This window comes from Paenibacillus sp. MAH-35 (assembly GCF_058135425.1).
In genome coordinates, this window is record NZ_JBYUPU010000040.1 from 1 (window position 1) to 22543 (window position 22543).

Sequence of the window (22543 nt, forward strand, 5' to 3'; positions counted from 1 at the left end):
ATCTATACATATTTTAAATTATATATTCAAAAAAAATGTTCGTTATCAGCAGTCACAAGAAAAGCTTATATTCGGAGCCTATTCCAGAATGAAATAAAGGAACTCCTTTCCGTTACTTCGTCTATTCTGTTTCGATTGCTCGAGAATAAACGATTAGCGAAAAAAGTTCCTTCATGATCAGGAATGTATGGAGAAGCTTCCACCCTTACGCCAGAATCGATGTACCGGCCAAGGCGAGCGCTCCCATCATGCCTTGATTGTGGCCGTAAGAGCTGGAAAGCAGCCGTAAATTTACGGTAGCATAGCGATTGGCACGCAGCAGAATCGTTCGTTTCGTTTCCTCGAAGACGATCGGCAGATTCTCGAATACGGGACCGCTTATATAGATGACTTCGGGATTAAATAAATTGACCGTATTGCTCAAAGCGATTCCGATCGCTTTGCCGGCGGAGATACAAACGTCGATCGCGGTCTTGTCGTTCTTCTTGAGCGCATCCAGAACCGAGTCCTGGTTGCCCGATTCACGCTGGTACGCCGACTTGATCATCGGAAACGTGACAAGGTTTTCCAGACATCCGTAGTTGCCGCATAAGCATCTTCCGGCGCGCTCGTCCGCCGTAATATGGCCCAGAAGTCCGCCTACGTTGTTAAAACCCCGCAGCAGTTGTCCGTTAATCGTAATTCCAGCTACGATACTGTAAGCAATATGTACGATAATAAAATCGTTAACCAATTTGGCCTGCCCGAACACTTTCTCGGCGACTGCCATGGCCCGTCCGCTTTCGTCCAAAAAAACAGGGCATCCCAGATGGCGTTCAAATACCGATACGATGTCCAGCTCTTGCCAATCTGCGATATTAGGTACATTCACAATGCGTCTTCGAGCGGCATCCACAATGCCGCTTACTCCAATCCCTGCCGCATCGATCTCGGATGCCGATATGCCCGCATCTTCAAGAAAACGGTTGATTTTTTCGAGCATGGCCGGTAGAGGGTCCTTATCGCGCTTGAACTCTTCAATTAAGCAAACTTGCTCACGGATGATCGTAAGGTTGCTGTCGGATAAAGCTATTCGGAAAAGGTAACCTCCGATATCGATCCCCAAGTAACGAAACTTGTTTGGATTAATTTGCAGCATCACCTCTTTTCTGCCCATTCCTTGGCCGACCCGCTCGCCCTCCACAACATATTGCCGGTCTATCAGCTCTTTGCTCATATTGGTTATGCTGGCTTGCGACAAACCCATCGCCTCGGCGAGCGCCTTGCGCGATATGCCGTCATGCCGGCGAATCCATCGAAGAGCCTCGATTTCGCGTTCGTTTAATGCTTTCATGGTATTGTTCATTATCTCTTCACGCATGGTGTCGGTTCATCCTTCCGGCCTTCAATATAATTTATTCTATAAAGCATATCACGACTACCTCTCTTCGTTCAAATCTGGAGAGGATGCAAGTAAGTCAATAATTAAATTCAAATAATTAATTTACAACTCGATTTATTCATAATATATTTAAATAAATGAATTATATGAAGAGGTGACCGATATGACCGGAACATTGAAAGCCGCTTTCGGTAAAGTAAATATTACTCCCGAAGAAACGATGCCTTTGCAAGGATACGACCCGAGGCAATTCGCGGCTGATCCGGCAACAGATATTATGGATGAGCTGTATGCCAGAATCGCCATACTGGACGATGGACAAAACCGATGCGTGATCGTCAGCCCGGACTGCGGCCTGTCCAATGAAGATTTCGTGGAGGTGCCCGATCCGTCCGGACGTCCATGGCTTTATCGCGGGTTCAGCAATACGTTTCCATCTGGTACCCGGCGGTCCTGGGCGGAAGCCGCAGGCATTGCGGAAGAACACGTGACCGTGAATGCCACGCATACGCATAGCGCCCCTGTTCACTTCAGCGAGAAATACACGTCCCGCATTCGCGACAAGATTCGCGAGTTAACGCAATCCCTTGTGTCCGTGCGACTGAAAGTCGGTTCAGGGGGGTGCAGCATCTCCGCGAACCGCAGACCCGGGCTAAAAGCGAATCCTGAACTCCCGGTCGACAAGTCGCTCTACGTGCTCCTCTTCGAATCGTTGGACGGCACACCGGTTGCAAGCATCGTCAATTGCGCCGTACATCCAACGATGGTGTGGAATAGCGCAAACCGGATCAGTTCGGAGATGGTCGGACTCGCGATGAACTCGGTCGAGAACGATTTTGGAGACGGCTTTGTCTCGCTGTTCCTGCAAGGATTCACCGGGGATGTCGGCCCACTCCTATGCGGTCCTACCAGCGGGATGAAAGAGGATACTTATCCGTTTGTCGTCGAGGCGGGACGGAAGCTGCGCGGCGATATCGCCGAAGCGATGCAGAGGATATCAACCGTTGCCTCCGTTCCGTTAAGAACGATGCAGATGGTCGTCCAACTACCGACTGTCAGCGGGTTCCACCGTTCTCATATGGATGTTGTCCTAATGGCTGTACGTTTGGGGGACTTGGCTATATTGACGGCTTCCGGAGAAATATTCAATGGATATGTCGGTAAAATCGGAGCGAGATCGCCCTTTACTCATACGTTGTTCAGCAGTCTCGGCAATGGATACACCGGCTACCTGCCGACCCTGGAAGCATTCCGCGACGGCTTGGGGGGTTATGAAATGAAGACGACCCCCTTCACGGAGTCGGCTTGCGAACCGTTCACCCTTGGCTCTATCGAATTGTTGGAAAAGCTGATGTCCTGATCGCATATGGCTATGGATAGCTGTGATCGGATCGACCGCCGTCATGCAGCAAAACACCGCGCGCTGTGAACTGCGCGCGGTGCGAAAGAAAAGGAGTCAGAGCTCGCCCACGTAAGGATGGCACAGTCCGATGAAGCACGGTATTCACGAAAGCGAAGCGTCCATGTCGCCTTTGAGCGCACACTACCTTCTACTATTTGTTTATTAAATAAGCTACAACCTGATCCAACGTACGATGGAAATCCGATGAACTTTCGAAATAAGGAAGATGGTTCATTTCGCACTCTTCTTTATACCTCGCGCTGTCTGCTTGAATCCTCTTCATTTCAGCCAACGCTTCATTAGGATTCAGGTCCTTGAACCCGTCATTTTCGGTGGCGCTGGAATGAAGCTTCATCTCTACAACAGCTGTCACATCCAGCTCCGCTTGACCGATGAAACAGCATCTTACGTCCCCCGCGAATTTATGTTGAAACTGCGCAACGAATGCCGGCAGCAGTTGAACCCCTTCTACGGTGTAATCGATTCCGTTTTCAACCATCGCGGTCATTAAGGGTTCGACGATTTTCCACAGCCGTTGACCGGTCAGAAAGTCGCCCTCGGTCGGCTGGACTCCAAGTTCGGGCACGCCATTTGCGATACCCATCATTAAATAATCCAAAGAAAAGTAAGGAATGCCCGCTTCTTTCATCATCTTTTTGGCCGTAGTTGTTTTCCCGCTTCTCGAAGCGCCTCCAATTAAATAAAGCATATGGACCTCCCAACCAGATGAATTGTTCCAAACTGCTACTATTTCACAAGCTTAGTTTCAACCGCGGCCCTATTTCGGTAAAACCTTCTCTACGGTAAAAAGCTGCTGAACGTCCCCACTGTTCCAGATTTGGAGCTCCAACTTCTAGTTTCATCTATCCTGTTTTCGAATCCAGTTGTTTCACGGTTTCTTTGAAAAACCTCATGGTGTCTTTATACTGGGGCCGATTGGCATAATAATTCAAAAAATCCAATCCGATCCATACATGAAACAGGTTTTCAAATTGATAAAAATCGCTTTTTCTGCAATCCGTTGTGTAATACTCCATAAAACAAGCTCTGTATAGTTCATATTCGTCAGCATGGTACTTAAATTTCATCCAATAGGTCATTCTCGACAGGTCGGCGATCCAGTTGTACGACATAGCGTCGTCCCAATCGATTAAAGTAAGCTCGCCCTGCTCGTCAACGATTACATTTTTCGTCGATAAATCGCCATGACACAATACGGAGGGGTGGCCGTCACATAATCGCAGTCTGTCGGTAACCATGTTCTTTATTTCGAGCAAGCTGGTTGGATCGAATAGTCGCATTTTGATCAGGTTTTTCGCTCTCTCATCAAACTCTTCACTGACAAAATCAACTAAAGACGGGTACCCGGCTATTCCTCCCCCAATGTAGCCAAAGTTTGGTATACGGATCTTGTGAATGCGGGATACCAGTCTCGCGAGCTTTTCGTAAAAGGCTAAGCCTGTTTGTTCGTTAAATACGATTTGATCTGCCGTTTTACCGGGCAAACATTCCTCAAGCACATATCCCGTATGGAAATGAGGATCGCTCCGACCGAACTCAATAATCGCAGCACGCCCAATCTTGTGTTTAGCCAGCTGCCGATTGACAAAAAGAAGCTTCCCGTCTTCCGGCCAGTTTCGCTGCTTGTATATTTTAAAAATGTAAGGTTTGTTTTGCACCCACATTTTATAGACGGTATTGTTCGGAACGTTTTCGACTTTTCGGATCTCGTCGACTTTAGCGTTTAACAGCTGCTCCGCTTTTGTTCGTATTTGATCGGTTATGTGTTCCATGATTCCCCCCCATGTAAGTACTCTAGCTTATTTTACTACAGGGGCCATGTAAATAATGGGTATCATTTCGTTATTACTTTATTTTCCTCTTATCCTCACCGATCGTTCAAAAATTAATTTACACTTTTCTTCATCAGTTCCTCAATCAAAATCCCGTTAATTCTCAAACCTTTTATGTTACAATTCGATATTTCTACATTCGTCAGATCGGAATCCAGGATCTTGCTGTTCGGCATACTTACGTGTTCGATCGTAATAGGACCTTCCTTGGCGCCCGCATTGCGGATTTTCAGCTCGCTGATATTCGCTCCGTCTATCTGTAAGCCTTTAAGGTTTGCATCGGAAATCTTACCGTTTCTCATGTTCATGTCATGAAAGTTGCAATTTTTCAAATCCGCGTATTGGATCGTCACGTTGGGCAGTGAAATGTCCTTGAATACTAAACCATCCGCAAAACAATCGTTAAACTCGGAGCCCGATATATTGGAGTTCATCACCACGATCTTTTGCTTCAGTTCTCTCTGATTGATGACATACATGATAGAAGGGTCCAGAATCATCACCTGACAAATCGCCGATACTCCGCCCGCTTCGCTTACACCCTTTAGTTCAACGAGCCCTTTTTGGACACCGGTAATCCGGATGTTCCCATCCTCTTGTCCAGCTGCAATCAGATGATCGGGGTCCGAAACCCACGTTATACCTGGGTTCGCTGCGGTATCCGGAAAGACCGAGCTTTTGACGGTCAGGCTCTCGCCTTCTTTGACGTAAACCCGGTTAGGGACGAGAATCGCTAAAGGAATATCGCTATGCTCCGCATGGTTCCACGGCGTAATATTCAATTCTTTGATCGTTACGACCGAGCCCATCGCGGATGCGACGCCAACCTCCAGCTCCGGGAAAGGGATTCCTTCGTTTTTCAGCTTCATATAGGGCTCGTTTCGACGGAACAACCTGACTTCCCCGTTTACTAATAAAAGCATATAGTCCGGATCAAGAATCCAGCTGACTTGGACAAATTCATCGACCGGAATACTCCCTTTGCCGGCCACCCCGTTGTTGTACTTCCCATCAACCGGATCGTGAACGCGCAGCTCGTGATCGTTGCATTCCCAATTCAGAATAGCGACTCCGTCGCCGTACTTTAATCGGATGTTCGTTGAATCGGTTTTGGCGGTCAGATCGATTCTTACAGGTATCGAATACGTTCCGGGTGCAACCACAGAGCCGTCGTCACTTGGACATGTGATACAGATTCCGTCCGGATCGTGCGACATCTTAACATTGCCGCGAGGTTCGAGCATTTCCAGCTTGCTTTTAAACACTTGCACGGGATAATTCCTCCTCTGACTCTATAGTGTTTGAAAGGAGATGCAGCCAACCTTTCTTTTCTAAGAAACGATAAATCTCTTCCTTTTCATACATCTGCCGTTTATGAAATCCAGTAAGGCGCTGGCAGCTTCATACGGTGAGAAGTCCCCTGCACAAAGGAAATGGTTCAGTAAAACACCCGGACAGTCCTTTGACGTGCAAACCCATACGTTGACGCGTGCAAGGGAGTGGATACCTTCGCTCCGGCCGCTAGTTGATAAGTTTGTAGCGAACACAGTCGGGATCGGTGAGTAACCTCGCGAAGCGTCTGGAGAAAGCCGGATTTCAGTTCCCCTTTCATTACCACCGGCGATCTCTTACAATAGATGCAAGCGCTGTCTCCGCGCGCAAACGCTGACCCGTGAGTGAGGTGCGTTACCGATGGCTCCCTTATCTACATGGCTTGATGTATTTGCTTACCGTTCGGATTACAAGATGCCCTCGAAGTTTCACAGTCATCCCGAATACGAGATTTATTACGTTCATGACGGCGGCTGTACCTACTTGATTGGCGAAACGTTTTATGAGCTGGCCCCCGGAGATCTGATCATTATGAACGGCATGAGCCAGCACGGCCCGATCGGCATGGAATCGTGCGAGCGAACGATGATCCGGTTTGACGAGGCGAGCACGCTGCCGTTCATCCAGACTCCCGGCACGATCGACCTGCTTCTCCCCTTCCGTACGATCCGCAATCAACGCTGGCGTCTGGAAGGTGAGCGCAAAGCCGAGGCGGAACATATTTTGATGAAGCTCGACCGGTTTGCGAACCAGCCCGGCCAGCTCGGCTTGAGCCGTCTTCGCAACGCGTTTTGCGAACTGCTGCTGTTCATCTGGGAGTGCGGCGAATCGGACCTCTCGGAGGCGGCTCCGCTTTTGACCAAGGAGTCCAACGTACGCAATATGTTGTCGTATATCGAAAATCATTACATGGAGGAGCTGACGCTGGACCGGCTCGCCGACAGCATCCATCTGAGCAAGTTTTATATGGTGAAAATCTTTAAGGAACTAACGGGCATGACGGTGTTCGAATATATCAACAAGCGCAGAATCAGTCAGGCAAAGCTGCTGTTTATGTTTAACAAGAAACGGACTGTCACCGAGGTGAGCCTCGAGGTAGGCTTCAAGCAGGTCGCCCACTTCTCCCGCAATTTCAAACAGCTCGTCGGAAAAACGCCCGAACAATACCGCAGCTTCGTCTGATTCCGGGTTACGAGCAAAAATAGCAATTTCGGATAAACGCCACGGCGATGTCGACACGTTGGTAGCAAGACGTGTATCGGCACCCGTGGTATATTTTTTTTGAAAACGCTTATTTCGCGGGTTCATGGAGGAGGTAGTCAAGAAACACGGGTTTTCAGCAATGTCGGATCATCACAGCTACAACGAATTCAAGGGGGATTGGATTTCAGTGACACGCAGGTTAAGAATGATTCTATGTATTGGGACGATGGTTGCCGCATCGCTTGTGAGCGCCTGCGGCAGCTCATCCGCTACAGTGCCGGACAGCGGCAGCAACTCGAATAAGTCTGGAGCAGCCGCAAACGTACCTCCCAAACCGATCGATCTCGTATTTTATCATCCGAGTGCGGATTGGGACGAGGAGCGTTTCATGAAAGAGTTTGGCGAACCGATCAAGTCCAAGTTCCCGCATATTACACCGAAGTTCATCAAAACCAACGGCAAAGCGGATCAAGTGACCGAGCTCGTTACGACCGGAACCCAGGTCGACATTATGTTCATGTCCATCGGTCAAATCTATAACTTCCTGCTGAAGCCGAAGATGGAGCGCGACATGACGCCGATGATTCAGAAACACGGCTTCGATCTGAGCCGGTTCGAGACGACGAGCGTCGACATGCTGAAGCAGATCGGCGGCAGCAAGCTGTACGGCATCCCGATGTATACGCTGCCGGCCACGATCTACTACAACAAAGACCTCTTCGACAAATTCGGAGTGCCGTACCCGAAGGACGGGATGACTTGGGACGAAACCTACGAGCTGTCCCGTAAACTGACGCGGCAGGACGGCGGGGTGCAATATTACGGAACCGTCATCTCCCCCTCCCATCTGGCGATGCGCAACCAGACTTCGCTGCATATGATCGATCCGAAATCCGGCAAAGCGACGTTGACCGGCGACGCCTGGAACCGGTTTCTGGCTAACGTATCGCGTTTCTATACGCTGCCCGGCTACGAGTGGACCAATGCGGAGATGCAGGTCGGCAAACAGCGCGATATGTTCACGAAGGAAAAACGGGCGGCCATGTGGATGCCGGTCAGCACGATGCATACGGCTGCCGAGCTGCAGGGGATGAACTGGGATCTGGCAGCGTTCCCGACGCTCCAGGAAGCGCCCGGAGTCGGCCCGCAAGCTTATCCGTTTTACTTCTTCATCACGGCGACAAGCAAGGTTCCGGAGGAAGCGTTCGAGGTGTTAGCCTACATGTCCGGCGAGGCGTTCCATATGGAAAAATCCAAGCAAGGCATGTTCCTCAGTCTGCTGAAAAACGATGCCGTTCGGAAAGCGTTCGGGCAGGAGTCCGAGATGTACAAGGGGAAAAATACTAAAGCGATGCTGCCCGACCGATTTGCCGCCCCTTCTTATGTCAGCGCCTATACCAGCTCGGCTGCCGCTAAAATATTCAGCGCTCTCTTAAATGTGACGACCGGGAAACAGGATGCGAACACGGCATTGCGGGAAGCCGAGGAATCGATGAACAAGACGATCGAAGCCGATCTGGCCAATTAATGCCGGAAGCTCCCTGAAACAGGCCAAAAAGCCCTTGATCCGTTCAGCACACGGACAAGGGCTTTTTATCAGTACATAGTTAAGGAGGCGACTGATCGCGATACAGTTCGTCCAGCTCTCATCGGCTCTCCGCAGCGTCTTCGTTCCGGTTCATCCGGATAAATCTCATATAGATGAACGCCCCGGTTAAGACAATTACAATACCGGACCCCAAAAACCACGCCTGCACCCCGTACCTATCGACAACCGGACCGGCCAGCGCGAGCCCGATCGGCGACGAAAGCAGGGTGATACTCGTAACCAAGGAGATGACGCGCCCCAGCTTCTCGGGTTCGAACTCCCTCTGGATCATCGCCATGTAAGGCCCGTTGTACAGCGGCGCAGCCGCACCCATAAAAAACGATAACAGGACAAACAGGAGAAAGGCCTCGTTCGAAACCGTACCGCTGGCGATACACGTGCACCCGATCACGACCAAGCTGATCGTCATATAGGTCGTGTCCTTTAATTTGGAAGCGGTGACAGAGAGCATCGCTCCGCCAACAATCATTCCGATACCGAATACGGCTTCGACGACACTCGCACTGTATCCCCCGCGGCCAAAGTGCGACAGCGTCATGAGAGGAAACAACGTAGCCAGCGGCATAAAGACGATGCCGAAAACAGCTGTGGCGATCGTTAGGATGACGACCGGTTTTACCGACCTAAAGGCTATCCAGCCAAGCCTGAATTCCTCCCGGAACGATGGCGACCGTCCGGCTTCCGGTTTCGGCTGACGGATCGTGACAAGCATCAGCATGAGATTGGCGAGCAAAGCACCGGCAACGTCCAGAAACAACACCATGCCAAGCGAGGTAGCCGAATACACGGCGATACCGAGAGCCGGGCCGATGACACTGGAGAATGAAAACACCATCTGGTTCCAGCCGGCCACGCGCGTCAACTGTTCCTCCGGCGCGATAAGCGGAATGGCTGCTTGGAATGCCGGCGAATGAAATGCGGTCGCCGCAGAACGTATCGTTAAGATCGCATACACGATCGGAAGGCTCGGTTCCCCAAGCAGAAAAGAAGCGCCCAGAAGCAGGCTCGAAAGCGCTATGGCGCTGTCAGCGGCAATCATCGTCATTTTCCGGTTCCACCGGTCGAGCCATACGCCGATGAAAGGCCCGAGCAGAGCCTGGGGCAAAAAGGCAGCCAGCCCGGCAATCATAAGCACCGTCGCCGACCCTGTCGTTTCTGTCAAGTGCCAGATGACCGCGAATTGGACCATGGCGGACGTTAAGATCGAGAAGATTTGCCCGCTGAAAATAATCGCAAACGTTTTTTTCCATGAAAGCTGCATAGTAGTTGAACTCCTTTTTATCAAGCGTCGGTTGACGCTTGTTTTTAGTGCTTTCTTGTTGCAGACCAGCACAAAAAACTCATCCTTCAATCCCTGTGGCAAATTAAAAAGGCACAACAAAAATAGCCCATACCCTGATGCCAAAAAATGGGTAGGCTGCTTCGCGTTGTACCTCTAACTACCATAAGCGGATCGAATGAGTCAAAAGGAGCACCTCCAGTAAGGATACGTCCATCATAACAATCCAAATCGTTAGAAGGCAATAGAAAATTTATAGATCATGACGGTTCGATCAGTTCGTATAACGGAACCGGCGAATCCGGGTCCGGCCTCCAATCGATAAGCTCCAACCGGTAGACACACTCCCTACACACATGATCGTTCCTCATTATAGTATTTGGTTGAGCTCCTATACAACCAATGGTTGGGACACTAATAGCACAAAAAACCGCCCTTTCAGTGGCGGTCATGTTTATTGCAGCTCTTGATCGGACATTCCCAATTAGTGAAACTACGCCTCAAAACCGTCTTCGGTTTCCGAATCCTGTTCCCGGCTGGCAGCTATCACTTTACGATCCGCTTCGCTTCCTCCTTGAATCTCTTCGGCCGCTTCGGTTTGCTGAGCCAATTGATTTTCGATTTGACCGATTCCGTGCGCTTCCTGATGCTGTCTGCTCTTAGCCATGTGAGTTCCTCCCAATGCAGATTTATTAATGACTGGACTTGAACTTCTATCCCATTCCGGATTAGTATTTGTAACGCAGCTGCAGTTATTCATCTGGAAGCGACAGCTGCTCTCCTCTTCTTTATATGGGCTCCCGACTGGTGAAAATTAGGTATCATAAAAAAACAATGATCACAAATAATAAAACGACGAGGTGATAAAATGAGCAGACTGTCTGAAATTATAGAAAACCATAAAAATCTGGACGACTTGTTTTCCATATTCAAGCACTATGGGGTGAACGCACAATTTGTAGCCGCCTCCGTTGTCGAGCAGTTTGACCAAGCTGCTGAAGAGACTCCCCAGAACGGCGGGACCACAACCAATAGCGAGACGGAACCGTATCCGCCGGATTTAATTGAAGATTTGAAGCAATACTTCGCAAGGCTGTAAGTGTTGAGGGGTTTTGCTCTGTAATTGTTAATGGTTACCAAATAACTTGAAGCCCTTCATAGTCGAAGGGCTTCATCTATTTTTATATAAAATCCGCTATTGCGGTCATCTTTAAATTTCAATAATAATCGGCAGGATCATCGGCCTTCTCTTCGTTCGGGCATAAAGCAGCTTACCCAACGAATCTTTAATCGTTTGCTTGATCACGCTCCATTGGTTGATTTTGTCCTCGTGCATTTTGGAGACGATCGTCGCTACTTGCTGTTTCACTTCTTCAAACAGCGATTCCGAGTCGCGTACGTAGACGAAACCTCTGGATATCGTTTCCGGTTCGGAGATAAGCTTCCCCTCCGTCTTGCTTAACGTGATGACCGTGATCAGGATACCGTCCGCAGACAGCTGTCGGCGATCCCGCAGTACAATATTGCCGATATCCCCGATCCCGAGACCGTCTACGAGAATTTGACCTGCCGGGATGCGTCCCGATTTGCGAAGATAACCTTCGCCCGATTCGACCACATCCCCGTTATTTAAGATGAAAATACGGCTGCTCTGCACCCCCACCGCTTCGGCGAGTATCCGATGTTGATGCAGCATTCGGAACTCCCCGTGAATCGGAATGAAATACTTAGGCTTCATCAAAGTAAGCATAAGCTTCAACTCTTCCTGGCTGCCGTGCCCCGATACGTGAAGCAATTCGCTCTTCGATCCGTAAATGACGTTGGCCCCGAGCGTATACAGATTGTCGACAATACGCGCGACGTTGCGCTCGTTGCCCGGAATCGGATTAGCTGCGATAATGACAGTATCTCCCGCCTGGATCTCCATCAGTTTATGGTTGGAGCTGGCTAGTCTCGATAGAGCGGCCATCGGCTCCCCTTGACTGCCGGTACAGAGGACGGCGACCCGATTCGGAGGAAGCTTGGCCGCTTCTTCGGGGCTGACGAGCATCCCTTCGGGTACATGAAGGTAACCGAGCTCTTGCGCAACGGCTACGACGTTAACCATGCTTCGCCCTAGCAAAGCAAGCGAGCGTCCGGTCTGGATCGCGGCGTCGACGATCTGCTGGAGCCGGTGCACATTCGATGCAAAGGTGGATACGAACAACCGGCGCTCCGCCTTCTTGAACGCATCTGCGAGGTGCTCGCCAACCAGGCGTTCGGACGGCGTAAATCCCGGACGTTCGGCGTTGGTGCTCTCTGAAAGCAAAACCAGGACGCCGCGCTTGCCGATGTCGGCCATTTTATGCAAATCGGGATATTGTTTATTAACCGGAGTCATATCAAACTTAAAATCACCGGTATGGACAATGACGCCTGCCGGTGTGTCGAATACAACACCGAGACAATCCGGTATACTATGATTCGTGTTGAAAAAACTGCACTTGATTTGTCCTAATGTTATATCCGAATCCGAATCTATACGCTGCAAAACGGTTTCCCGGAGCAGCCCATGCTCCTTCAGCTTGATCTCAATTAACCCGAGCGTCAGACGGGAAGCGTATACGGGCAGCTGCAGCTGTTTCAGCAGATAAGGAATGCCGCCGATATGGTCTTCGTGCCCGTGAGTGACGACAACTCCCCTCACCTTGTCTTTGTTGCTTAGCAAGTAACTGATATCCGGAATAATCAGATCGATTCCCAGCAAGTTCTCATCCGGGAATTTCGATCCGCAATCAATGACTACGATATCGTCGCCGTATTGCAGCACGTACATATTTTTACCGATCTCGTTAACGCCTCCGAGTGCAGCGATCAAAAGGCGTTCTCCGGACAACTCCATACAAAATCCCTCCTCAAGTCGTTGCCTATATTATGAATGGGGAGACCATGGATTATCCTTTTTAACCGGATTGAGCGGCCAGCGATACGAAAAATTAGGAATCAAAGGAGAATAGAACCGATGAACCATGTGCCGAAGTTTCTTGTGGGAGCCGGAATTGTGCTGATCGTAACCGGGCTGATCTGGATGTTTCTTGGCCGGTTTATTAATATGGGCCGGCTGCCCGGCGACATCGCGATCGAGAAAGGCAGCTTCAAATTTTACTTTCCCGTCGTTACCTGTATCGTCATCAGTGTGGTTCTGTCCGTAATCGCCTATATCGCCAGGCAGTTTATGAAATAAGTCGGGAGCGCAAATGAAACCGTTCTTGCATAAATTGCCGGTCCTGGCCCAAAATAAGCCCGTACAACCAAAAGCAATGGAGGGTGCGTACCGATGAACCGAAACGGCGATGAAAGGAACGAAAGCGCGTTGGAGGGGAATGAATTAACGAAAGAGCAGCTTTCCGACGTCTATACTTCGGGGACGAGCGACGGGATTCACAAGCTGTCCAGCGGCAGCGTAACCGTTTCCGATGAACCTGTCCCATCCGGTTCTGTGAAAAGAGGCGCGGCGGAATCAGCGGAGACTTCGCCGCTGCCGCGGACTGCCGCAAGTAATGGGGTAACGGGCAGGGTCTGTCTTTAAACTTTGAACCGATTTTCCTCGAGGAAAAGGACCCCAGCCTCCATTTTATCGTGGAAGTTGAGGTCCTTTCGATTATATTGGTGACGTGTCAATTTGTGCTGACGGGCTGCAGGAATCGATCGGAGCTTCGAGTTCGCCGCAGCTTGAACTTGCAGGGATTTTGCCAGAAAGGTCAGGGTGATGGGTGTTACAACCGCTCCCCGTTCGTTTTTTTACAAACCGTTTGCGACATCCACGTCAAGATATTTTCGTACACTTCCTCCTTGCCGAGCTCATTCAAGATCTCGTGGCGCATCCCTTCGTACAGCTTTATCCTGACCTCATGCAACCCCGCTTTCCGGTAAGATCTGTACGCCCTTTCGACCATTTTGCCGAATCCCCCGACAGGATCATCCGCACCCGACAGCAGGAAAACCGGAAGCTCCTTCGGTGTTTGGGCGATTTGGCCGGGATTTGTAATGTTTAGCAAGCCCTCGAACATATCGCGGAACCCTCCGGCCGTGAATACAAACCCGCACAGCTCGTCTTGAATAAACGTATCGACGATTGACGGATCGCGGGTTAACCAGTCTTGCCCCGTCCGGTTCGGCTCAAATCGTTTATTAAACGAGTTGTAAGTCAAGTTGTACAGTATTTTGCTGCGGTACCGGATGCCTTTCGTCCGGATCACCTGATCGGCTAATAACCGGCCCGCATGCAAAGAACCTCTGGAGTGATGAGCTGTCCCGCTCAGAATAAGACCGGCAAGCCCGGCGCCGTATCGGATCGCGTAATCCCGGGCTACGAACGAGCCCATACTATGTCCGAACATCACTACGGGCAGTCCGGGGTGTTCCTCCCTGATTTGCTTCGTAACTACGTGCTGTTCCCTGACCAAGCCGCTCCAGCCGTCTTGTTCGCCGAAATACCCCAAGTCCTCCCGAGTCGAGACGGAATGTCCATGTCCTCTCAGGTCGCTTGCGTAAACGACCCATCCATGACTGGCCAGAAAACGGGCGAATGCGTCGTACCGGTCTGCATGTTCACACGACCCGTGCACGATTTGAACGATACCCTGCACAGGCTGTTTCGTTTCGTCAACATCCGGTTCCCATTTGTACACATACATCGATTGGTCCGGCAATTGAAATTGTGATTTCTTCATCCGAGCATCACTCCCTGATCGGTCTCCCTACGTAATCTTTGTCTTCTATTATATACTCCAGAGGGCTGCCCGTCATATGCGGTTCCATTGAAGCGTTACGCGCCCAAACGAAGCCGCCCCGACTCCGTAAGGAATCGGGGCGGCAAGCCAATCTGCTGTTCGTTTACTCGGATGAACCGGTGAGCTTGCTGCGAATGTAGATTAGATTTTGCAGCAGCAAATCTGCAAAGGAAGCTTCGATGCCTTTGCCGTGCTGCGCACGGATCTCGTTCTCGAGCGGCTTCAGCGCTTGCTCAAGCTTGTGGGGGTCGTCTCCGGCCGCGTCCGCACGCCGCGCCTTCACGACCAGACTTTGCAAAATGCCGCGATTTTTCAGCCAGCCTTTGGCATAACCGACCTCAAGCGTCGGGATCAGCTGCCCCGCATCCGTCTCGACGCTCAGAACGAATTCGCGCACCGTCTCATGACCGGCGCCGTCCACAGCCGTCGCCAGCACCCTATGCTCGCCTGCGGCCAGCTCTAGCGGCGACACCGTAAATGTCGGCTGCTTCGATACGCCGTTCAGCGTCACCGTCAGCGAAAATACTCCTGTGACGGAATCGGCCGCATAGACGGAAAGCGTAACCGTATCGGTCTGCCTGATGACGGACGGCATCTGGAAGGTAATCGTTGGACCGTATACATCCGAGACGACCGAAGCCGATGCGCTATAACCGCCCTCCTCGATTACGGCCGTAATCGTCGCCGTTCCTTCACCGCTCGCTGTTACGTTCCCCTGAGCATCTACTACGGCTACCGCCGAGTCGGAAGACGTCCAGCTCACGTTCCGGTTCGCCGCTCCATCCGGAAGGACCCGGGCTGTCAATTTCGTCTGCTCGCCTATCGAAGTAAATTGTAACGAGGATTTGTCCAGCTCGATCCCGGTAACGGAAGGAGGGCTGTATATCGCGACTTCCGTAATGCTGTTATAGTTGTTGGCGGAGTTGCCGCTGCCGACAATCCGAATATATCGGGCCTCAACCCCTGGCAGCAGAAAGGTCTCAGGCTGGACCGTCGTACCGGAGCTTTCCCCACTGAATACCGTCGTCCATTGTTGTCCGTCGGCAGACGCCTGGATATCGAAGTAAGCGCTCCTCGTCGTTCCGTTAAAGATCGCGATGGATACGGCGCCCACTGGCTTCACGGCTCCCAGGTCGTATTGGAGCCACTGTTTGCCGGGGGCCGACCAGCGGGTATCGAGGTTGCCGTCGATCGTTTTATCCGGCGTATTGCCTTGGGCGGCTTCCGGCACCGAGCTGGCTTCTACCGCTACGATCGGATACGGGCTCATCCCCGGCGGCTGGCCGATCAGAGGCAGTCTTTTGAAGTGGACGGTATACACGTTAACCCGATTCGGGTTATCTTTATCCCGCACCTGTACTTTAGCTGTCCCCGGTACGCTCCCGCTCTGCACAACCGTGAACGGATGAACCGAAGAAGCGCCGACTACCGGCACCGATGCCGATTCGAACGGTACGGACACTTCATAATAAGTCCCTTTCGGCTTAAAGCCCGCGATCGTCTGCCCGTCGACGGTTAACGTATCCAGCTCCGGTCTGGCCGGTCTCGGAACGGGCTCTCCGTCCGGTATCGTCCAAGCGGCAAGCGGCGTATAGGCAGGCGCGGAGGACGGGAGCGGCTCGCCTTCGTACAACGGAACGAGCCATACCGCCAAATTGCCTTCCCGGACGTCTGTCATATGGATCGTCAGCTTGCGGACGCCGAAGTTGATCGACTGCTCCGCAGGATCGGGCGATGTAGGCAGCGCAACGGCATCCATAACCGAGAAGGCCGCTCCATCCGGTGCCTCGATCAGCTTCGCGTACAATCGCTTATCGCCTTGGCTTAATATCGCCGCACGGCCGTTCTCGATAATCTCGATGGAAGCTTTCGTATGCATGAACCAGTATAACTCGGACGCCGTTTTCAGCTTCATTTCGTCCTGAACGATTAGTTGGGTCCGGTCTCCGGTCAACATCATGCCGCGCTTCATGCTGACGGCGTCGTTTTTGTATACAGGTGTCAGGTCCAAAATGCCCAAAGCGCCGCGCGGCTTGGATTCCTCGCGAATGCGAAGCGCGGTTTCCAGCGGGTCCTGCTGCACGACCGGATTTTGTACCGGATTCACGACGATCGTGTTGTGACCTTCGGTCTTTTTACGGTAATACGTCCAGCGTTGGTACTTATAATCCCAAAATCCGGGCAAATTGTAGTTCTCGTTGCCGGAATCCATCGCCCAACGGACGCCCAGCGCGTCGAACACAAAGGTGCCCGCGTCGAGGTCGTGATGGCTTTTCAGCGTCTCGTTGACCCCTTTCATCGACGCAAACAACGCTTCCGGATCGTCCCAAGCGCTGCGCATGGAGCTTGATTCGATCGCCGAGTAAAACTGATCGAGCTCCGTCGGCTTTTGATCGAATAAGCCCGGCTTGTACAAGACCAGATACAGCGGGTGGTAGACGCCTTTGCGCCGGGAGAGGTCCCCGATATGCCAGGCATACTCCGGTTTGCCGAAAAAGTCGGCGAACCAGAGCGACTCCGGCTGTGCCAGCGATATTCCCCCGTCAAAAAAGTCGAAATATCCGCCTTCGCCAAGCAGATGATATGGAAACGCCCCCGACTCCTCGAAGCCGGCAAGTCCGGAAAGTCCGTAGTCCGTTCCCATCACGTTGTTCATCGCTGCGATCATATAACTCAAATACTGTCCGCCATAATGCCAGTAAGCCGGCCCTTCCGGCCACGCCCCGTCCGGCGTGTAATGGCGCAGCGCCTGCTGAAGCTTCTTGTACATTCCTTGCAAAACTTCGGCGGCGGCAGCTTCATTCTGCGCCGATTCGTCCATAATGGCTAGCGCGGTCAACCCAAAGTTGCCGTTGTCAACCAGGTTAATATTGTTGAACTCTCCGTTATGCGTAAATACGCCCCGATACCAGTCCAGCGCGACATTCAGCGATTTGACGCGGATGGCGTCCGCAATAGCCGTCCGTTCGGCTGGCGTCATCGCCTCGTATACCCAGTCGTAAGCCAGAGCGACCGCATGCGACAGCTCGGCGAGCGCCAATATATTATTCGTACGGGCTCCCCAGTCCGCATAACCGGCAAGCGCTTCCAGCTCCTGGATCGTCCGGTCCGCGTAACGGCTGTCCAAGCTGAGCTGGTACATCAATCCGGTACGCAGCAAACGGTCGCGAATTGCATAGTTGTTCGCACCGGCCGACGCATAAGGGAGAGGCGCCGTTTGCAGGATCGGCTCGGCCTCCTGCTTCAGCCGTTCGTACCATTCCTTCATATATATATTGGTAACGATCAGCTCCCTCGCCTGCAGGAAATCTTCGCGGTCCGCCAAAAGCCGCGGATGCTGTCCATACTCCGGCCGGCTGCGGAACTGGGCGGACAAATCTGCGATACCCGGAATAACCGCGATTTGCACCCGTCCTTCCACTCGGCCGCCCTTGCCGTCCAACGCTGCGACGCGGAACCCGTCATATCCGACAAAGTCCGTGTCGGGCGTGTAGAGGTATGTACCGTCCGGATTCACCTGCAAAGCTCCATGCTGCGGCTCGGTTACTTTCTGCCACACGATGGCGTCGCCATCCTTGTCGGTCGCTAGCTGCAGCTTGTCGTTCAGAGCCGTATTTTTCCCTGTCGATGACCACTTCAAGTCCAGCTTCGGTTCGTCATTCACCGGGGTAACCTGGATGGAAGCGATCCCGAATCGGGGACCTCCTTGGCTGCCGGAGGCCATGAATGCAAACTCATCCGTTCCTGTATAGTCGGGATTCGGGTAATATAGGAACCTTCCGTCCGGAAAGACGGTCAGCTTCCCGTGTCTCGGTTCGATCGCCGCGCGGAAGGTTACGGTGCCGCCGCCTTGGTTCGTTGCGATCAGCTGCCCGCTCAGCTCGCCGTCCTCCTGAACCGTTCCCGTATAAGGAGTGACGCTCAAACCGTCAGGCGCGCCGACGCCTACTACGGCCGTATCCGTGAAACCGCCTTCATCGGTTCGTACCGTAATGACAGAGTAACCAGCCGCTTTGGCGGCAACCGTACCGGCGGCATCAATTTCCGCGACCGCCGGATCGGACGAGGTCCACGTTACACTGCGGTTCGTTGCGTCAGCCGGGAACAATTCCGGCGTTAACGAGACCGTCTGTCCGATTTGCAGCGAATGAATGGACGGATCGAGCGTTATGCCCTGCACCCCGTTCCACTCTTGCACCTCAAAATCGTCGAACCACACTTTGCCGGTACTGTTTTCCAAAAAAGCTTCGATCTTCAGCCAAGACGGTGTGGTTGCATTGTCCGGGATCGTCGTCTTTTGCTCGAAATAGGTCCAATCGGTCGTACCTTTCGCCTCGGCCATGTTGACCAGAACATTGCCGCCTGAAGTACGGCCGATCTGAAAGCGGACCAAAGCTTTGTTCGAGACATTCTCCGTTTTCATCCAACCGCTGATTTTGTAGGTTTTGCCTTTCGCCATCGAATTGATCTGCTGGAAAATCGTTCCTCGGGCTGTGGAGCCTGCCTCGATCTTAACCGATTTGCCGCCGGTATGGGCAACCGAACTGTCTACGGCAAATGCCGGCGTTCCGCTGAACACATACCGGGTCCAATCGGCCGCTGCGACTCCTCCCGTCCACGCAGAATTAGCCGCCGTTTGCTCGAAGCCCGGATTGGCCAGCAGGTTGGCTGTTGCGGATGCTTGCCCAGTAGCCTCGGCATAGGCCGCTGGAGGCTGAATCGATAGGAAACTTAATAGCATGAAGACAGTCAGCATGCAGCACATCGCTTTTTTCATTCCTGTTCCTCCCAGACCGATGATTGAATAAACTCTAAACCGCTCTTAATATGATGTCCCCAGTGCTGTAGGCGCTTTCAATACGACATATGCCTCCTTTTCGGATTTAGTAGCGAGCTTTTCGCCCTTTCCACTATACGGAAATCACCTCCGTCTGGCTATTATCTGTTCTTTTTTCAATAAACCGATTTTCAGATCGGATGGCGGAGCCATATAAAAACCCCGTGCATAAGGCTTTCGCCCGGCACAGGGTGAACTTTGATAATCCGAACTGGATTGCTCTCAGCAACGCTACAATAGTATTTTCCCTCAACATCGGAGTACAATAACTCAGGGCATATTCAAAGTAACTCTTGACCTCGTCGCAACCGGACATTACTACTACGATGATTAGCGCTAATCTGCTCCAGTGCCGGATAAAAAACCAAGTCGATAGTACAAAGACTCCGCAGAATTCCCTATCGTGACGAAAGTCTAAGCACCTCAAATTCTGCTACCAGCCCCGTAAGATTCTTTTTCAGCATCATTGTGGCAAGTCGTCTGTTCTGATAACGGGGGACTACTACAATGTTTTGCAGTTCCGCTTGATTTGCCTAAAGTAATGCTCTAGTGCCGTCTTTTGTTGCTCTGTACAATTTTCTGCGGATACCCCATGCTGTCAACGTTAGCGTAGCATGCGGCATCGGGATATTTTACAGCAGAATAGCCAGGCCAGACGGAGCGTTGAATACTCAATCCGTGATTCAAAAAAATACAGACTCTCTAGAAACAGTGAGAATCTGTATTTTAGTGTCTACTTAGTCAAGCCTGCTGCCTTAATTTGCGCATTGTACGCTTCGAAGAGGGCGTTTCCATTATATTTAGTCATTAGCTCTTCACGATATTCAGGCCATTTCTTCCCTGACTTATCATCAAAGATCGCTTTCGCTTGCAATTCGCGTTGACGCTTACGGAAAGTACCTAAATCAAAGCCAGAAGGCGGAATTAGACTCGTTCCCAAATAAGGAGCCGATGGAATATTTGCAACAGTTTTTGCGATTTCACGGTCACGGGCAGTTTCATTCGTATTAATGACATTCAAGCCGAAAACTGATGGAGTTGGCGGGGTAAAGAAATCCCAGATGGTTAAGAAGTCGCCTTTGTCAGTGATGTCTTTTTTGAAAGCATCGAGATTGAGAGTAATTGTTTTACCGTTCCTGGTATAATGTTTGTTCTCCACTCCGTAATGTGTTAGAAGGAAGCCCTCCTCGCTGGCTAACCAATCAAGAATTTCTGCAATGCGGGTAACCTTCTCAGGTGATTTCTTGACTATGTTCTGGTGGAATAGAATTGGGGATCCCGGAGCAACACCAGTCGCAATCGGTTGGCTACCGAAGGGGGTGAACGGAACCCAGTTTGCGTTTGGAAACAATGCTTTAGTTTTAGACTGGATACTCTGAGGATTCGAGTCATACGCGAAATCTTTCGTTGTACCCATTATTACTCCAGCTTTTCCTTGTGCTGCTCTGTCTATATGTTGTGGCGATTTATTCAGGAACCACTCGGGATCTACAACACCTTCAGAAATGACTTTGGCTATGTCATTTAAAACTTGCTCAACACTTGGATCTGTTTGCATATCTAAAATCTTGCCGTTTTGAAGACTGGTAGCAAAGACGAGGCCTGCCTTCCAGTATTCTGGCCATTCTAGTCCAATCCCGTCGCCCCCTGCAGCGGTAGTGAACCCGTACGTATCTTTTTTGCCATTTCCATCAGGATCATTAAATGTAAACGCTCTCAGCACGTTTAAATATTCATCGTATGTTCTTGGCATCGCGAGGTTTAGCTTGTCAAGCCAATCTTTACGTATATACCATACGCGGTATAATTCTTTACTATATGGTGCAGGAGTACGCATTACTTTTCCTAGAATTTGATAACGCTGAAATGTAACCTCATCTACCCAATGTTTGAAATAGTTAGGCATTTTAGAGGGATTGATGAAATCTCCGATCTCACCCAGAACGCCATCCAGTGCATATTTTTGTCCGCCATCTCCATTTAAATCACGCCACATATCTGGCGGTTGTTGAGCAGCAAGCTGTGCATTCAGCTTATTAACATAATCCTGGCCTGCTTGCATATACTCAACATCAAGCTTTACATTGAATTTCTCTTCAATTGTTTTTTTTACAAAGTCGTCTTTATCTGCTGGAAGCTGAGCATTAGCAGGAGCTTCAACCATTATACGTAGATCAAGCTTTTCATTTTGTTGTGCATTTGTAGGTTTTGAAGTTCCACCATCTGAGCCACAAGCACTTAGGACGGCAGCGGCGATCGTTAGTGCGGTAAACGCTTTCCACTTTGTAGAACCTTCTTTTTTGTTCATCTGCTCATTCATCCTTTTATATTTTTTCGAAACCAAATACTCCTATTAGATAAACTTATACTATTGTTTTGTCGCGACAGCGTTATTATATCGTTGCTTAGGATTGTCAATCCATGCATAATCCTCAATTCTATTTGTATAATCTTCTACTTAAAGGTGCTAAAATGAATAATCATTTATTTATATTTGTTATGACCACGTTTAAATATTAGCTAAAATGTTAAAACCCCCTTCCAAGGAAAATCCGGAAAGGGGGTTTTACAGCATTAGCATAGCGTATGGGATAGCCTTGCCGCAACTGAAACGCAATGTTTTAAATTTGCGAATATATCTGTTTTGCAGAACGACTTACTATTTGCTTAACTTTGTGGTTGAACGTTCTTTTCCATAATATGCTCAGTAATTTAGCTGTATTTGGGCCAGCTAGCGTCGATCTTTCCTTGAATAGCAGTTTGGCTTAATATCATGCAATTCGATCGTAAGCCTGACTCCAACGGAGCAAAAAATCGTGTTCGATGATGTCCTTTTTATGCCGGAATGTTTAGCGTGATCATATTTCGGTTTTTA

The 22543-nt window shown here is 50.6% G+C and carries 16 protein-coding genes; 6 read left to right on the forward strand and 10 right to left on the reverse strand.

Annotated elements, in window-relative coordinates; all coding sequences use genetic code 11:
- Positions 1-205: 205 nt before the first annotated feature.
- Positions 206-1360 carry an ROK family transcriptional regulator gene (locus AC3Y2E_RS27940; protein ID WP_379216339.1) on the reverse strand — a complete coding sequence of 385 codons (1155 nt, stop codon included), beginning with the start codon at positions 1358-1360 and terminating at the stop codon, positions 206-208.
- Between the two features lie 184 nt (positions 1361-1544).
- Here AC3Y2E_RS27940 and AC3Y2E_RS27945 point away from each other — a divergent pair, with 184 nt between their 5' ends.
- Complete coding sequence (locus AC3Y2E_RS27945) at positions 1545-2741, forward strand: hypothetical protein (RefSeq protein ID WP_379216341.1); 1197 nt, start codon at positions 1545-1547, stop codon at positions 2739-2741.
- Between the two features lie 193 nt (positions 2742-2934).
- Here AC3Y2E_RS27945 and AC3Y2E_RS27950 read toward each other — a convergent pair whose 3' ends face one another.
- The 3 genes from AC3Y2E_RS27950 to AC3Y2E_RS27960 form a co-directional block, all read right to left on the reverse strand.
- Positions 2935-3435, reverse strand: coding sequence for an adenylate kinase (locus AC3Y2E_RS27950; RefSeq protein ID WP_379216343.1), 501 nt, complete (start codon positions 3433-3435; stop codon positions 2935-2937).
- Between the two features lie 211 nt (positions 3436-3646).
- Positions 3647-4576, reverse strand: a complete 930-nt coding sequence (locus tag AC3Y2E_RS27955; RefSeq protein ID WP_379216345.1) for an aminoglycoside phosphotransferase family protein — start codon at positions 4574-4576, stop codon at positions 3647-3649.
- 113 nt (positions 4577-4689) lie between these two features.
- Complete coding sequence (locus AC3Y2E_RS27960) at positions 4690-5907, reverse strand: pentapeptide repeat-containing protein (protein ID WP_379216347.1); 1218 nt, start codon at positions 5905-5907, stop codon at positions 4690-4692.
- Between the two features lie 421 nt (positions 5908-6328).
- Between AC3Y2E_RS27960 and AC3Y2E_RS27965 the strand changes: the two genes are divergently transcribed.
- Positions 6329-7150: a helix-turn-helix transcriptional regulator gene (locus AC3Y2E_RS27965; protein ID WP_379216349.1), complete on the forward strand. Its 822-nt coding sequence runs from the start codon at positions 6329-6331 to the stop codon at positions 7148-7150.
- Between the two features lie 226 nt (positions 7151-7376).
- Entirely contained in the window at positions 7377-8699 is a 1323-nt protein-coding gene (locus AC3Y2E_RS27970) for an ABC transporter substrate-binding protein (RefSeq protein WP_379216351.1), read from the forward strand.
- Positions 8700-8817: 118 nt separating this feature from the next.
- Here the strand turns inward: AC3Y2E_RS27970 and AC3Y2E_RS27975 are convergent, their stop codons facing one another.
- Together AC3Y2E_RS27975 and AC3Y2E_RS27980 are read right to left on the reverse strand one after the other, a co-directional pair.
- A complete protein-coding gene (locus AC3Y2E_RS27975; protein ID WP_379216353.1) occupies positions 8818-10041 on the reverse strand; it encodes an MFS transporter in 1224 nt (407 codons plus the stop codon).
- Between the two features lie 511 nt (positions 10042-10552).
- The gene (locus AC3Y2E_RS27980; RefSeq protein ID WP_332071369.1) at positions 10553-10726 is read right to left on the reverse strand and encodes a hypothetical protein; all 174 of its coding nucleotides are present in this window, start codon (positions 10724-10726) and stop codon (positions 10553-10555) included.
- A 201-nt stretch (positions 10727-10927) separates the two neighbouring features.
- On the opposite strand from AC3Y2E_RS27980, the gene AC3Y2E_RS27985 reads away from it, so the two are divergent.
- On the forward strand, positions 10928-11158 hold the full coding sequence (locus AC3Y2E_RS27985; RefSeq protein ID WP_379216356.1) for a hypothetical protein: 231 nt from the start codon (positions 10928-10930) through the stop codon (positions 11156-11158).
- A gap of 111 nt (positions 11159-11269) precedes the next feature.
- Here the strand turns inward: AC3Y2E_RS27985 and AC3Y2E_RS27990 are convergent, their stop codons facing one another.
- Positions 11270-12940, reverse strand: a complete 1671-nt coding sequence (locus AC3Y2E_RS27990; protein ID WP_379216358.1) for a ribonuclease J — start codon at positions 12938-12940, stop codon at positions 11270-11272.
- A gap of 120 nt (positions 12941-13060) precedes the next feature.
- Here AC3Y2E_RS27990 and AC3Y2E_RS27995 point away from each other — a divergent pair, with 120 nt between their 5' ends.
- Both AC3Y2E_RS27995 and AC3Y2E_RS28000 read left to right on the forward strand, forming a co-directional pair.
- A complete protein-coding gene (locus tag AC3Y2E_RS27995; RefSeq protein ID WP_379216360.1) occupies positions 13061-13282 on the forward strand; it encodes a DUF2905 domain-containing protein in 222 nt (73 codons plus the stop codon).
- 93 nt (positions 13283-13375) lie between these two features.
- Positions 13376-13627, forward strand: a complete 252-nt coding sequence (locus tag AC3Y2E_RS28000) for a hypothetical protein (protein WP_379216362.1) — start codon at positions 13376-13378, stop codon at positions 13625-13627.
- Positions 13628-13814: 187 nt separating this feature from the next.
- Here AC3Y2E_RS28000 and AC3Y2E_RS28005 read toward each other — a convergent pair whose 3' ends face one another.
- The 3 genes from AC3Y2E_RS28005 to AC3Y2E_RS28015 form a co-directional block, all read right to left on the reverse strand.
- Entirely contained in the window at positions 13815-14771 is a 957-nt protein-coding gene (locus tag AC3Y2E_RS28005) for an alpha/beta hydrolase (RefSeq protein ID WP_379216364.1), read from the reverse strand.
- A 163-nt stretch (positions 14772-14934) separates the two neighbouring features.
- Positions 14935-19608 carry an Ig-like domain-containing protein gene (locus tag AC3Y2E_RS28010; RefSeq protein WP_379216366.1) on the reverse strand — a complete coding sequence of 1558 codons (4674 nt, stop codon included), beginning with the start codon at positions 19606-19608 and terminating at the stop codon, positions 14935-14937.
- A gap of 793 nt (positions 19609-20401) precedes the next feature.
- Positions 20402-21976 (reverse strand): extracellular solute-binding protein, encoded by a 1575-nt coding sequence (locus AC3Y2E_RS28015; protein ID WP_379216368.1) that lies wholly within the window; start codon positions 21974-21976, stop codon positions 20402-20404.
- Positions 21977-22543 lie beyond the last annotated feature (567 nt).